This window comes from Streptomyces sp. NBC_01803, assembly GCF_035917415.1.
GTDB lineage: Bacteria > Actinomycetota > Actinomycetes > Streptomycetales > Streptomycetaceae > Streptomyces.
In genome coordinates, this window is sequence record NZ_CP109073.1 from 4,842,596 (window position 1) to 4,855,624 (window position 13,029).

Sequence of the window (13,029 nt, forward strand, 5' to 3'; positions counted from 1 at the left end):
TCAGCCTCCCTGTACGGCGGTCAGCACCTCGACGCGGTCACCGTCGGTCAGCGCGGTGACCGGCCACCGGCCGCGCGGGACCACGGTCTCGTTGACGGCGGCGGCGATCCCGCCCGGGGCCGGGGTGAGGCCCGCGACCAGCCGGTCCAGCGTGGTGCCCACCGGGATCTCGCGGGGCTCGCCGTTGACCGATACGGTGGTCACGCGGGCACCTCCCGGACGGCGCGGGAGAAGCGTCGCGCGTGGAACGGGCGGGCGTAGTCCGGCAGTTCGCCCGAGACCAGGCACTCGGCCAGCGCCTCACCGGTGATCGGGGCGAGCAGCACGCCGTTGCGGTGGTGCCCGGTGGCCAGGTGCAGGCCGGGCAGCTCGGTCGGGCCGAGCAGCGGCGCGTTGTCCGGGGTGGTGGGGCGCAGTCCGGCGCGCGTCTCCACGAGCGGCAGCTCCGTGATGCCGGGGACCAACTCATGGGCGTCCCGCAGCAGTTCGTACACGCCGCCGGCCGTCACCGTCGTGTCCCAGCCCCGCTCCTCCGAGGTCGCCCCGACGACCAGCTCGCCGCTGAGGCGCGGCACCAGGTAGACGTGCCCGCCGCGCACCACGGCCCGCACCGTGCGGGAGAGGAACGGCGTCGGCCCGGGGAGGACGCGCAGCCGCAGGATCTGGCCCTTCACCGGCCGTACCGGCACCGCGACTTCCGGCGGCAGCCCGGCCAGGTCGGCGCTGCGGGAGCCACCGGCCAGCACCGTCTGCCCGGCGGCCAGCGCCGTTCCGTCGTCCAGCGTCACCCCGGTGGCCCGTTCCCCCGTCGCGGACAGCGTCAACTCCCGTGCCTCGCACCGGTGGAAGACGACTCCCGCGCGCTCGCAGGCGGTCAGCAGCGCGGCCGTGAGCAGTCGGGGATCGGTCTGGTGGTCGCCGTCCACGCGCAGCCCGCCCCGGATGCCGGGCGCGAGCATCGGCTCCAGCTTCCGGCACTCCCGGCCCGTCAGCCACTGCGTGTCCAGCCCGCAGCGCCGCTGGAGCTGGTGCAGATCCCGCAGCAGCGCCCGGTCGTCGGCGTCGAGCGCGACGGCCAGCGTGCCGCACGCCCGGTATCCGATCCCGGCGCCGGCCGCCTCCGCGAGCTCGGCCGCGAAGTCCGGATAACGCGCGGCGGACGCCAGATTGAGGTCGAGCAACGCCTCCTCGCCATGGTGCAGTTCGGTCACGGCCGCCAGCATCCCGGCGGCCACCCGCGCCGCCCCGCCGCCCGGACGCGGATCGACGACGGCGACCCGCAGCCCGCGCCGCGCCGCCCGCCAGGCCGTTACCAGCCCGATGACGCCGCCGCCGACGACCGCCACATCACAAACCGCCACCTCGCATGAGGTCACGCGACTCCTCCCTTCGCCGGAATGACCCGGATCAGGTTCGTACGGTCGGAGGCCGGCCAGCCTCCCTCTCAGCCCGGTGCGTCCGGGCTCCCGTGGGTGCCTTACCGCCGGCTCAGCCTAGTACGGGCCCCCGCCGCGCCGGAAAGTCCCTGGCTGCCCGCCCCGTAGGCTGGACGGCGTGACGGACGTGACGGACGTGACGGAACAGCGGGGCGGGCAGTCGGGGCGCGTGGTCGTCGCCGGAGCCGGACTGGCCGGGGTGCGGACCGCAGCCGAGCTCAGGGAACAGGGCTGGGCGGGCGCGATCACCCTCGTCGGCGCCGAGCCGCACCGGCCCTACGACCGGCCGCCGCTGTCCAAGGAGCTGCTGCTCGGCAAGGCCGAAGAGGCCCCGCTCGACGTGGACTTCGCCGCGCTCGGCGTCGAGCTGCTGCTCGGCCGCGCCGCGACCGGCGTGCGCACCGCCGACCGGCTGCTGGACACCGCTGCCGGGCCGCTGCCCTACGACCACCTCGTGCTGGCCACCGGCGCCGAGCCGGTCACGCTGCCCGGCACCGCGTCCGTGCCCGGCGTGCACCTGCTGCGCACCCTGGACGACGCGCGCCGCCTGAAGCCCGTCCTTGACGCGCGCGGCAGCGTGGTCGCGGTCGGCGCCGGCTGGATCGGCGCCGAGGCCGCCACCGCCGCGCGCGCGGCCGGCTGCCGGGTCACCGTCGTGGAGGCCGGCCACCACCCGCTGCCCGGCGTGCTGCCCGGCGAGGTCACCGAGCCCATGCGGCGCTGGTACGCCGACGCGGGCGCCGAGCTGCGCACCGGGCAGGCCGTCACCGCCGTCCGCGACGGCGAGGTCGAGCTGGCGGACGGCACCGTGCTCGGCGCCGACGCCGTCCTCGTCGGCATCGGCTCCCGCCCGGCGACCGGCTGGCTGGCGGGCTCCGGCATCGGCCTCGCCCCCGACGGCTCCCTCCGGGCGGACGAACGGCTGCGCACCGACGCCCCCGGCGTGTACGCGGTGGGCGACTGCGCCTCGTTCCCCTCGGCGCGCTACGGGCGGCGGCTGCTCGTCCACCACTGGGACAACGCCCTGACCGGGCCGCGCACCGTCGCCGCCGGCATCCTCGGCCGGACCGACGCCGCCCACGACCCGGTGCCGTACTTCTGGTCCGAACAGTTCGGCCACCACGTCCAGTACGCCGGGCACCACGGCCCCGGCGACCGGCCGCTGTGGCGCGGCGAGCCGGGCGGCGAGGACGGCTGGACGGTGTGCTGGCTGCGCGGTGGCGACGGGCCGGAGGGCGCGTCGGCCGCGGTGCCGACCGCCGTGCTGGCGGTGGACCGGCCCAGGGACCTCACGCAGGGCCGCCGCCTGATCGAACGCGGCGCGGCGCTCGATCCGGAGCGGGCCGCCGACCCGTCCGTCCCCCTGAAGGCCGCCGCCCGCTGACGGCTGTCGGTGAGAGATGGCACGCTGGAGTCGTGACCGAGATTGATGCAAGGATCGACGCTCTCGTCCCCGACTGGCTCACCCTTCCCGACATCGCCGAGCAGCTCGGCGTCGAGGTGACCCGCGTGCGGCAGTTGGTCAAGGAGGGCCAGCTCATCGCCGTGCGCCGGGGGGAGAACCGGGTCCTCCAGGTGCCCGCCGACTTCCTCGACGGCGAGAAGATCGTCAAGGGCCTGACCGGCTGCCTGACCCTGCTGCGGGACGACGGCTTCACCGACCAGGAGATGCTGGAGTGGCTGTTCACCCCCGATGACAGCCTCCCCGGCACACCCGCCCAAGCTCTGCGGGAGAATCGCGGGACCGAGGTGAAGCGTCGCGCCCAGGCGCTCGCCGTGTGACCCGACCGCGCGGTGGTGCGGACCCGACGGGCCCGCACCACCGTTGACCAGCACCGACATGGGGGAGACGCATGCTCGCCGACGCCCGGCTCTATCTGTGCACCGACGCCAGGAAGAAGCAGGGCGACCTGGCGGCGTTCCTGGACGCCGTGCTGGCGGGCGGCGTGGACATCGTGCAGCTGCGGGACAAGGGGATGGAGGCCGCCGAGGAGCTGGAGTGGCTGGAGGTGTTCGCCGACGCCTGTCGGCGGCACGGCCGGCTCCTCGCGGTCAACGACCGGGCCGACATCGCCCACGCCGCCCGCTCCGACGTGCTGCACCTGGGCCAGGGCGACCTGCCCGTGCCCGCCGCCCGGGCCATCCTGGGCGGCGGGGTGCTCATCGGTCGTTCCACCCATGCCGAGGCCGAGGTGGACGCCGCTGTCGCCGACCCGGCCGTGGACTATTTCTGCACCGGGCCCTGCTGGCCCACCCCCACCAAGCCGGGGCGGCCCGCGCCGGGGCTGTCCCTGGTGCGGTACGCCGCCTCGGTGGCGGGTGAGCGTCCGTGGTTCGCCATCGGCGGCATCGACGCGGGCAGCCTCGACCAGGTGCTCGACGCCGGGGCCCGGCGGGTGGTGGTCGTGCGGGCGCTGACGGAGGCCGACGACCCGGGCGCGGCGGCGGCAGGGCTGGCCCGGCGGCTGCGCGAGCGTCCGCAGACCGGACGGTAGGAGACCTGATCGTGCCGGATGGGTAACCTGCGGTTATGGCTCTCGGGATTCCCAGCACGATGATAGGAAGGGCACAGACGGTGCGCGAGCTGCTCGCGGCCGGCGAGCGCTCCTTCTCCTTCGAGTTCACCCCACCCAGGACCGAGCAGGGCGAGCGCACGCTGTGGAACGCGATCCGCAGGGTCGAGGCCGCCGGGCCGACGTTCGTCTCCGTCACCTACGGTGCCGGGGGCTCGTCGCGGGAGCGGACCGTGCGCGCCACCGAGCGGATCGCCACCGAGACGACGCTCACCCCCGTCGCGCACCTGACCGCCGTGAACCATTCGGTGGCCGAGCTGCGCAACATCATCGGCCAGTACGCGGGCGCCGGCATCAGGAACATGCTGGCGCTGCGCGGCGACCCGCCGGGCGACCCGATGGGCGAGTGGGCGCGGCACCCCGAGGGCGTCACGTACGCGGCCGAGCTGGTCAGCCTCATCAAGGAGTCGGGGGACTTCTGCGTCGGCGTGGCGGCCTTCCCCGAGATGCACCCCAGGTCGACGGACTGGGAGACCGACATCCGGCACTTCGTCGCCAAGTGCCGCGCGGGCGCGGACTACGCGCTCACCCAGATGTTCTTCTACCCCGAGGACTACCTGCGGTTGCGCGACCGGGTGGCGGCGGCGGGTTGTGACACGCCGATCATCCCCGAGGTCATGCCGATCACGAGCGTGCGGCAGATCGAGCGCTTCACACAGCTCAGCAACGCGACGTTTCCCCCTGAGTTGGAAAGGCGCATCCTCGCGGTCAAAGACGACCCGTTGGCTGTACGCTCGGTCGGGATCGAGTTCGCCACGGAGTTGTGCGCGGAGTTGATGGACGAAGACATCCCAGGGCTGCACTTCATCACGCTGAACACGTCGGCACACTCGACGGCGACGCTCGACGTCTATCGGAACCTGGGCTTGCACCAACGCACTTAGACCGTTGCGGAGAGGGGCGTACATGGGCTGGACGGTCCTCTACATCGCGTTCGGGATTGTGGCCCTGTGGCTGCTCGGTGAAGTCCTGCTCCAGTACAAGGCGCGGCTGCGCTGGCGTCTGCTGGCGTTCTCCGGCTTCCTCGGTGTGGTGCTCGGTGTGCTGATGTCCTCGGTGTTCGTGATCGCGCTGGGCACGATCGCCTTCGCGACCGGCCAGACGTTCGTGACGCTGTCCTTCCGGCGCGGCTTCTCCACCGGCTGGGCGCTGGGCGGCAAGCCCGGCACCAGCAGGCGCCGCCGCCCGGGCCGCTCGGCCGCCGCCCCGATGAGCCCCGCGCCGCCGGTGCCGCCGCTCCCGGACGCCGCACCGGACATGACGCAGGAGATGACGCTGGGGCTCGGCCCGGAGCCGGGCGACGACACCCCGGCCGGAGGCTTCGAGGCGTACGCGGCCGACGAGATATACGCCGAGCAGCGGCCCCACGGGCCGGAGCCGGTCGCGGCGGGCGATTACGCGGCGGCCGATCCGTACCAGCAGGAGACTTACGACCCGGCCGCCTCCTACGCGGACCCGTACACCGTGGTGGCCGACGCCCAGCCCTGGGACGAGTACGCGGCGGCACCGCAGCACACGACGACGTACGCGACGGACTACCCGTACTACCAGGAGACCCCGCCCGGCGGTGTCTGGATGCCGCACCAGCGCGAGACGGCTCCGCAGGAGACGGACGGATACGGCTACCCGCCGCCGGAGGAGCACCCGCAGCAGGGCGGCTACGACCCGTCGGGCTACTACTACACGGACGACCAGCGGTACTGAAGCGTGTGCGGGACCGCCGGATGGCCGTCGATCCCCTTCCGGGACGCCTTCGAGAGCAGGTCGACAGCCACGCCACATCGGCACATAAGGGGCTGGGCGTCACCTTCGATCATGGCCGGAATGGTGCCTCTGCCGGCTTCCGCGACGCGCTTGAGGAGCCGCCTTCCAAGGCGGCGTCCGGCCTCGTCGAAGACGGGCACCGAGGGCCTTCCCCGCGGATCTGACGGGGGCGATCCGCTCCCCGCGCCGGCTCCGCGCGGCCGGGCACCCGGCGAGCGCGCCCGGAGCGGGAGCGGAACACCAGGGGCCGAGGCGGTCGTCAGCCGCCACGCGCGTGTGCGGCCACGTACGAGCCGCGATCCGCCGCCTCGCCGGCCGGGTGTCCGGAGGAGCCCCGGCCTGTCCACGGGGACCTGGAGAGCGGGCCCTAGTACGAGCCGCGCCAGTCCGGGCCCTCGACGATCAGGCCGGCGGCCAGCGCGCCGGACATGCCCGTGTGCGCCAGGCCGCCGCCGGGGTGGGCCAGGCCGCCGGCCCGGTAAGCGCCGGGCAGGCGGCCGGTGTTGGGGGCCGACAGGAACGCGCCGGACCGGCCCGCGAGGGCGGGGGGCGCGATCGTGCCGCCCGGCACGCCCGTCTGGCGCTCGACGTCGACCGGCGTGCGGGCCTCGTGCCACAGGATTCTCGGCCGCAGGCCGAGACCGGCCGTGTCGGCGGCGGTCAGCAGCCGTTCGGTGAAGTCCTCGGCCGTGCCGGGGGCCGTCCAGTCCACCGGGCCCGTGCCCACCGCCGGGACCAGCGCGGACAGCACCGCCGTCTCGTGGTCCGGGCCGGGGCGCAGCGACGGGTCGTCGGGGCGGAGCACGGAGACCGTCAGGCCCTCGGCGTGCAGCAGCGTGCGGTGCGGCGTGCCGGCCGGGCGCGCGCCGCGCAGCGCCAGCAGGAGCGTGAACCGGCTGGCGCCGGACGGCGGTTGCCCGACGCCCGCCGCCGCCCACACCACCGAGTCGGCCGACAGCCGCGTGCCGTCGTCCAGTTCGACGCCCGCCGCGCGGCCGTCGACCGCCAGCATCCGGGCGGCCGGCGCCCCGAACACGAACTCCACGCCCCGGTCCAGGCAGCGCCTGTACACGGCGTCGGCCAGCGCCCGCATCCCGCCGGCCGGGTACCAGGTGCCGAACGTCTGCTCCGCGTAGGCGAGGATCGCCGCGCCGGCCGGGGACGTCGCGGGGTCGCAGCCGTAGTCCTGGACGACGCCGGTCAGCATCGCGGCCAGCCGCGGGTCGCGCAGCTCGCGGCGGGCCAGTCCGGCCAGGGCCGGGGCCTGCGCGCGGCGGCGGAGGGGGCCGCGGGGGAGGGCGGGGAAGGGGTCGTCGGCGAACGGGGCCAGCCGGTGGGGGTCCGTCAGCGGCTCCTCCAGCAGCGGGCGGCGGGTCGCCTCCCACGTCTGCCGGGCGCGGCCGAGGAGGTCGGCCCAGCGCCCGCCGGAACCGGCGCCGAGGGCCGCGTCCAGCGCCTGGCGCACACCGCCGAGGGCGGCGGGCAGCAGAACGGCGGTGCCGTCGGCGAAGCGGTGTTCCACCGCCGGATCCACCCGGGTGAGGCAGACGCACTCGGCCAGCTCTTCCCGGCCGGTCTTGATGAAGAGATCCCGCCAGACGGCGGGGAAGTGGAGCAGCCCGGGACCGGTGTCGAACGCGAACCCGTCGCGCTCCCGGCGGCCCAGCGCGCCGCCGTGGGTGTCGCCGCGCTCGACCACCGTCACCCGGTGGCCCGCCGTGGCCAGCCGGGCGGCGGCAGCCATGGCGCCCATGCCGGCGCCGACCACCACGATGCGTGCCATGGGCCGAAACCTTACCCGGAGCCCCTGGTGAGGCCGCCTCGGAGCAGGGGGGAGAGGGCGGTGCGCACGTCCTCTAAGGAACGGCCGGGGTGGAAGGACTGCCAGTCGAGCGCGCCGACGACCACCATCCCGACCAGCGCGCCCGCCGTGATCTGGATGTCGAGCGCGCCGCTGAACTCGCCGGACTTCACGCCCTCCTGGAGCACTTCCTCGATCACCCCGGACAACTGCCGGTGCACATCGAGGAGAGTGGGCTGCCAGGAGCGGTTCGTGCGCCACTGCTCGGCCACGAGCAGTCGCGTGAAGTCCGGCTGGGATATGACGAAGTCGAGGCCGGCCGCCGCCATCGCCTCCAGGGCGTCGGCCGCGCCGCCGCCCTCGGCGAACGCCGACCGGGCGGCCGTGCGCAGCGTCTCGGTCAGGGGCGCGACGCCGTCGCGGAGGAGGTCTTCGAACAGCTCGGTCTTGCTCGCGAAGTTGTAGTAGACCGTGCCCTTGGCCACGCCCGCCCGTTCGGCGATCTGGTCGACGGTGGTGGAGGAGAAGCCCTGTTCGGCGATGAGGGTGACGGCCGCGTCGTAGAGGCGCTGCCGGGTCGCACCGCGCCGGGTGCTCGTGGGTGTCATGGGGGGATTCTCCACCGGGGCCACCGCCGCGGCGCACTCCGGAGGAATTGTCAGTGCCATGGCTCACCATGTGCACAGACGCGCATACCGCGCAGAATCGTCGCACCTTTACGGAGGTTCGTCATGACCGGACTCCCGACCGATGTGCACCCCGTGCCGCGCCGGGTGCCCCCGACGCCCGCCGCCCTCGACCTCCTCGCGCAGGCCGAGCGCGGTCTGGGCGAGGCGGCCTCGCTGTCCGACCCCGGCGAGGCGTACGTGGCGGCCCACCTGGCCGCCTTGCGCGCCGCCGCGGCCGTGCTCGCCGTGCGTGGCCGGCCCGAGCCGACGGCCCGTGGCCGGCGCCGGATCCGCAGCGTGTGGGAGGTGCTGCCGGAGATAGCGCCCGAGCTGGCCGAGTGGAGCGTGCTGTTCGCCGCGAGCGCCGAGCGGCGGGCCCGGATAGAGGCGGGCATCCGCGGGGTGGCCACCCGTGGTGACGCGGACGACCTGCGCCGGGCGGGCGGCTTCTTCCTGCGCCTGGTCGAGGAGATGCTGCTGCGTCGGCCGGTGCCGCGGCCGGACCGCCTGGGCGGTCCCACGCCGTCGGAGTCCGGGGGCGGGTCCGCCGCGAAGTAGGGTGGTGAAGCCCGCTCCACCGGGCACGCCGCACGCACGTAGCGGCCATCGCACACCGCGCACCGAGGAGCCACCCGCCATGCCGTCACAGCCGAGGGTCCGTGCCGCGGGGGGACCGTTGTCGGGTCCGCACGCCGTGCTGCGCGCGGGCGTGGTGTGGGAGGTGCTGCGCGAGGCGCTGCGGCATCGCGCCGAAGCCGCGGCGAGGCCGACGCTCGACGTGCTGGACCTGGGCGGGGGCAGCGGGCGTTTCGCCGTCCCCGTGGCCGGGCTCGGGCATCGCGTCACCGTGGTGGACCCCAGCCCGGACGCGCTCTTCGCCCTGGAGCGGCGGGCCGCCGAGGAAGGCGTGGCCGACCGTGTGGGCGGTGTGCAGGGGGACACGCAGGACCTGCTCGACGTCGTCGGCCGCGCAGGATACGACATGGTGCTCTGCCACGGCGTGCTGGAGCGGGTGGACGACCCGGCCGTGGCGCTGCGGGCCGTGACCGGCGTGTTGCGCCGCACGGGCGGCACGCTGAGCCTGCTCGCGGCCGGGGTGGGCGGCGCGGTGCTCGCGCGGGCGCTGGCCGGGCGCTTCACGGAAGCCAGGCACGCGCTGGCGGACCCGGCCGGACGTTGGGGCGCGGCGGACCCGGTGCCGCAGCGGTTCACCGTGGCGGAGCTCACATCGCTGGTGGCCGGGGCGGGGCTGGTCCCCGGCGAGGTGCACGGCGTCCGCATCTTCGCCGATCTGGTGCCGGGGTCGCTGGTCGACACCGAGCCCGACGCGCTCCAGGCGCTGACCCGGCTGGAGACGGAGGCCGCCGCGCGGCCCGCCTTTCAGGCCATCGCAGGTCAGCTTCATGTGTTGGCCGAGCTTCCGGGCGACCAGTAGCGCGCTTCCTCGTATCATCAGGGAAGAGCCCTGCGGCATGATCCTGGGCCCGCGAGGGAAAGTCTTTTTCATCCCCCGCGGGGCCTGGAAGCCGGGTGTGGTGGGCGAAATTGGCGTACAGGGGTGGGTTTCACAGGGAGGCATCCCTGCCTATCCTTGAAGAGTCGGATCGGGTCGCCACCGCGACCGACGAGTAGGAGGACTCCGTGCCGCTCTCGGACCACGAGCAGCGCATGCTCGAACAGATGGAGCGCGCGCTGTACGCCGAAGATCCCAAATTCGCGACAGCTCTTGAGGGCACCGAGCTGCGCACCTATACCCGCAAGCGGGTCTATCAGGCGATCGTCGGCTTCCTGGTGGGCATCAGCCTCCTCATGGGGGGCATGGTCGCCCAGTTCATCGCCCTCAGCGTGGTGGGATTCCTGGTCATGCTCGGCTGCGCCGTCGTCGCCGTGACCGGCTGGCGCAGGACGCCGCCGGCCGGTGCCACCCCGCCCCGCACGGCCGGCTCGGGCCGTCGGCAGCCGCGTCAGCGGCAGCGCCGTTCGATGATGACCCGGATCGAGGAGCGCTGGCAGCGACGCCGCGAAGAGCGGGACGACTGACACATCAGACATGAGCGAGGGGCCGCCCGGATCTCCGGGCGGCCCCTCGCTCATGCACTCGCCCGCCGCCCGCGAGCCGTCGCTCCGGGCGGGCGTGGGACTCACCGCCGGGGGGCGGGCCGCGAGGTGCGTCAGCGGTGTCCCCGGCCGGACGGCGGTGCCGTCCCGGCGCTCGGGTCGCCGCCGGCAGCCGTCCCGTGCGACGCGCGTGTCGCGGATGAGTCGCCGCATGCGCAGGGTGTGGATGAGCCGGTGCGTGCGGGGCGCTGCACGACGGCGGGTCCGTCCCGCGGCTCCCTGCCGTGCCACGGGGGGTGTCAGGCTCGGCGCCGGGGGAGGTGGGTTGTCAGGCGGGTCAGGCGGGCCTTCAGCCGGGTGGTGGCGGTGATTCGGCGGTCCGTCGCCGCTCGCGTCACCCGCTGGACGGAGCGGGGCAGCAGCAGTGCTCGTAGCCGGGTGAGCCGTCCCGCGCCGTCGCGCAGTCCGTTCCGCGCCGTGCGTACGTCGTGGACGAGCCGTCGCTCCGGGCGGGCCCCGTGCGGGGCGTACAGCTCCTCCTCCACGGCCACCGCCACCCGCGCCACCGCCTCGGCCGGTTCGCCGGTCAGTCCGGCCACCCGCACGATGCGCTGCGCGGCCTGTCTCGGCGTCTCCGACGCCAGGGGCGTGATGCCGTGGTCCCAGGCACTGTCCATCAGCTCGCGCCAGGCCGGCAGCGGTCCCGCGTCGGGCAGGAGTCGCTGTGCCCTGACCCGGGAGCGCCACAGCAGCGGGCCGACCGCCAGGCAGCTGGCCAGCAGCCCGCCGCCGGTCCAGATCACCGGCCAGACCGGCAGCCCCGCCTCGTCCGTGTCGTCCTCCGGGGTCCGGGGCCGGTCCTCGCAGTCGCCGTCAGCTGGGTCGCACCGGTCCGGCGCGTCGGCCGAGGGGCTGGGCGCGGGCTGCGAGGGGCTCGGCTCGGCGTCCCCGGGCTCGTCCGGGCCGTTCCGGCCCGGCTCCCGGCCCTCGGGCCGGCTGTACGGGGGGAGGCTGCCCTGGCCGGGCGTGGGCTCGAAGCGGACCCAGCCCACGCCCTCGAAGTACAGCTCGGGCCAGGCGTGCGCGTTGTGTATGCCCACCTCGTAGCTGCCGTCGGGCTGCCGGACGCCCGGCGTGAAGCCGACCGCCACCTGGGCCGGGATGCCCAGCGTGCGGGCCATGGCGGCCATGGTGAAGGCGAAGTGGACGCAGAACCCCTCCCGGTCCTCCAGGAACCTGGCGATCGCCTCGGTGCCGGTGCCCGACTCCACGTCGGTGTCGTAGCGGAAGCCGCCCCCGCGGGTGAACCAGGTCTGGAGCGCGACGGCGCGCTCGTAGTCGTCGGCGGCCTCCGTGGTGACCTCCTGTGCCGTCCGGTGGACCACCGCGGGCAGGTCCTCCGGGACCCGCGTGTAGTACTCGGTGATCTCCGGCGCCGGCTCCGGCGCGTCGGAGAGCTGCGCGGCGGTGGGCGCCACCAGCAGATGCCGCACCTCGTAGGTGCGGCCCTGCGTGGACAACCCGCCACCGCCCGCCACCAGCGTCTGCGAGCCCCGGTCGAAGAGCCAGTCGCCGTCCGTCTCGATCCACTGGGCGGGATACGGAACGGGCAGCGACGTCTGCCGGTAGGTGTCCTCCGCCTCGATCACGGTGGACACCTCGGTCGTCGGCACGGTGGCCGTCAGCCCGAACACCGGCCACGGCGGCGCGGGCGGCGTGGCCTCGTGCCGCTGCGAGGAGCGCCACTCCGTGCCGTCGAACTCGTCGAGCGCCACCAGCCGCAGATACGTCTCCGACGGCTGCGGGCTGTCGGTGCGGTAGGTGAGGAGGCGCTGGTTCTGCGGCCGGTTGAGCTGGTCCTGGAGCGCGATCACCGGGTTCACCGAGGTGACCGCCGCCGAGCCGCCCGAGCCCGGGCCGTCCTCGCCGTCCAGGTCGAACAGCCCTCCGCCCAGCGACGGCAGCAGTGACGGCGCGAACACCGCGACGCCGAGTGTCACCGCGCCGATCCGGCGGCCCGCCCGCCCCCGGGGCCCGGCGGTCGGCCCGTGGTCGTTCGGCGCCATCCGGCGTCCGTGTCCAGGCCCGGTGAAGAAGCGGCCCCACCGGCCCAGCCGGTCCCGCCCCTCGGTCAGCAGCAGCACCAGATAGCCGGCCGCCGCGGCCACGAAGTACGGCCAGCCCGCGTCCTCCTGGGCGACTCCGGCGGCCACCGAGTACAGCGCGAGCAGCGGCAGCCCGGCCGAGGCCGCGCTGCGCAGGGTCACCGCGAGCAGATCGACCAGCAGCCCGATGAGCAGCACGCCGCCGAAGACCAGCAGCATGATGCCGTCGGTCGCCGGAGCGGGCGCCGGGTAGTCGCCGATGTCCTCCGCGCCGGCCGTCATCAGCCGGCCGAAGTGGTCGAAAGCCGACGGCCCCGGCAGCAGGCCGGCCACCGTGTACTCCCGGGCGCACACGAGGGTGAGCAGCAGCAGCGACACCAGCGCCTGCGCCCCGACGGCCACGGCCGCGGGCACCCCGCGCCAGCGCGTGAGCATCCCGGCGGCCGTCTGCGCGGTGAGTAGGAGTCCGGCCCGGAGCAGCCAGTCCGCGCCGTCGATCAGCGGCAGCAGCGCCCCGGCCGCGGCCAGCGTGGCCAGCCACGCGGCGCAGGCGATGCGTACCCTGCCGTCCATCAGGCCGTTCATCTCCCCGTCCATCTCATCCGGCTCATCCGGCCCATCCGC

Annotated in this window: 13 protein-coding genes and 1 riboswitch; of the genes, 8 read left to right on the plus strand and 5 right to left on the minus strand. The window is 74.8% G+C overall.

Annotated elements, in window-relative coordinates; all coding sequences use genetic code 11:
• Both thiS and thiO read right to left on the minus strand, forming a co-directional pair.
• Complete coding sequence (gene thiS, locus OIE51_RS22020) at nucleotides 1-204, minus strand: sulfur carrier protein ThiS (RefSeq protein WP_326599480.1); 204 nt, start codon at nucleotides 202-204, stop codon at nucleotides 1-3.
• A complete protein-coding gene (gene thiO / locus OIE51_RS22025) occupies nucleotides 201-1,376 on the minus strand; it encodes a glycine oxidase ThiO (RefSeq protein WP_326599481.1) in 1,176 nt (391 codons plus the stop codon). The genes thiS and thiO overlap by 4 nt, the downstream gene beginning before the upstream one ends.
• Nucleotides 1,367-1,480, minus strand: a riboswitch (TPP riboswitch). (Overlaps the previous gene by 10 nt.)
• A gap of 83 nt (nucleotides 1,481-1,563) precedes the next feature.
• Here thiO and OIE51_RS22030 point away from each other — a divergent pair.
• From OIE51_RS22030 to OIE51_RS22050, 5 genes are all read left to right on the plus strand, one after another.
• Entirely contained in the window at nucleotides 1,564-2,820 is a 1,257-nt protein-coding gene (locus tag OIE51_RS22030) for an NAD(P)/FAD-dependent oxidoreductase (RefSeq protein ID WP_326600739.1), read from the plus strand.
• A 32-nt stretch (nucleotides 2,821-2,852) separates the two neighbouring features.
• Nucleotides 2,853-3,218, plus strand: coding sequence for an Rv2175c family DNA-binding protein (locus tag OIE51_RS22035; protein WP_326599483.1), 366 nt, complete (start codon nucleotides 2,853-2,855; stop codon nucleotides 3,216-3,218).
• Between the two features lie 71 nt (nucleotides 3,219-3,289).
• A complete protein-coding gene (gene thiE / locus OIE51_RS22040) occupies nucleotides 3,290-3,931 on the plus strand; it encodes a thiamine phosphate synthase (RefSeq protein WP_326599484.1) in 642 nt (213 codons plus the stop codon).
• Nucleotides 3,932-3,966: 35 nt separating this feature from the next.
• Nucleotides 3,967-4,893 carry a methylenetetrahydrofolate reductase [NAD(P)H] gene (gene metF / locus OIE51_RS22045; RefSeq protein WP_326599485.1) on the plus strand — a complete coding sequence of 309 codons (927 nt, stop codon included), beginning with the start codon at nucleotides 3,967-3,969 and terminating at the stop codon, nucleotides 4,891-4,893.
• A gap of 22 nt (nucleotides 4,894-4,915) precedes the next feature.
• Nucleotides 4,916-5,713 carry a hypothetical protein gene (locus OIE51_RS22050; RefSeq protein ID WP_326599486.1) on the plus strand — a complete coding sequence of 266 codons (798 nt, stop codon included), beginning with the start codon at nucleotides 4,916-4,918 and terminating at the stop codon, nucleotides 5,711-5,713.
• 427 nt (nucleotides 5,714-6,140) lie between these two features.
• On the opposite strand, the gene OIE51_RS22055 is transcribed toward OIE51_RS22050, so the two are convergent.
• A complete protein-coding gene (locus OIE51_RS22055) occupies nucleotides 6,141-7,556 on the minus strand; it encodes a phytoene desaturase family protein (protein WP_326599487.1) in 1,416 nt (471 codons plus the stop codon).
• A gap of 11 nt (nucleotides 7,557-7,567) precedes the next feature.
• Nucleotides 7,568-8,182, minus strand: a complete 615-nt coding sequence (locus OIE51_RS22060) for a TetR/AcrR family transcriptional regulator (RefSeq protein WP_326599488.1) — start codon at nucleotides 8,180-8,182, stop codon at nucleotides 7,568-7,570.
• Nucleotides 8,183-8,305: 123 nt separating this feature from the next.
• Between OIE51_RS22060 and OIE51_RS22065 the strand changes: the two genes are divergently transcribed.
• The 3 genes from OIE51_RS22065 to OIE51_RS22075 all read left to right on the plus strand — a co-directional run bounded on the left by OIE51_RS22065 (nucleotide 8,306) and on the right by OIE51_RS22075 (nucleotide 10,282).
• Complete coding sequence (locus tag OIE51_RS22065; protein WP_326599489.1) at nucleotides 8,306-8,800, plus strand: SAV_6107 family HEPN domain-containing protein; 495 nt, start codon at nucleotides 8,306-8,308, stop codon at nucleotides 8,798-8,800.
• A gap of 79 nt (nucleotides 8,801-8,879) precedes the next feature.
• Nucleotides 8,880-9,677 carry a class I SAM-dependent methyltransferase gene (locus OIE51_RS22070; RefSeq protein ID WP_326599490.1) on the plus strand — a complete coding sequence of 266 codons (798 nt, stop codon included), beginning with the start codon at nucleotides 8,880-8,882 and terminating at the stop codon, nucleotides 9,675-9,677.
• A 206-nt stretch (nucleotides 9,678-9,883) separates the two neighbouring features.
• Nucleotides 9,884-10,282 (plus strand): DUF3040 domain-containing protein, encoded by a 399-nt coding sequence (locus tag OIE51_RS22075; protein ID WP_326599491.1) that lies wholly within the window; start codon nucleotides 9,884-9,886, stop codon nucleotides 10,280-10,282.
• Between the two features lie 317 nt (nucleotides 10,283-10,599).
• Here OIE51_RS22075 and OIE51_RS22080 read toward each other — a convergent pair whose 3' ends face one another.
• Nucleotides 10,600-13,002 carry a transglutaminase family protein gene (locus OIE51_RS22080; protein ID WP_326599492.1) on the minus strand — a complete coding sequence of 801 codons (2,403 nt, stop codon included), beginning with the start codon at nucleotides 13,000-13,002 and terminating at the stop codon, nucleotides 10,600-10,602.
• Between the last annotated feature and the right edge of the window lie 27 nt (nucleotides 13,003-13,029).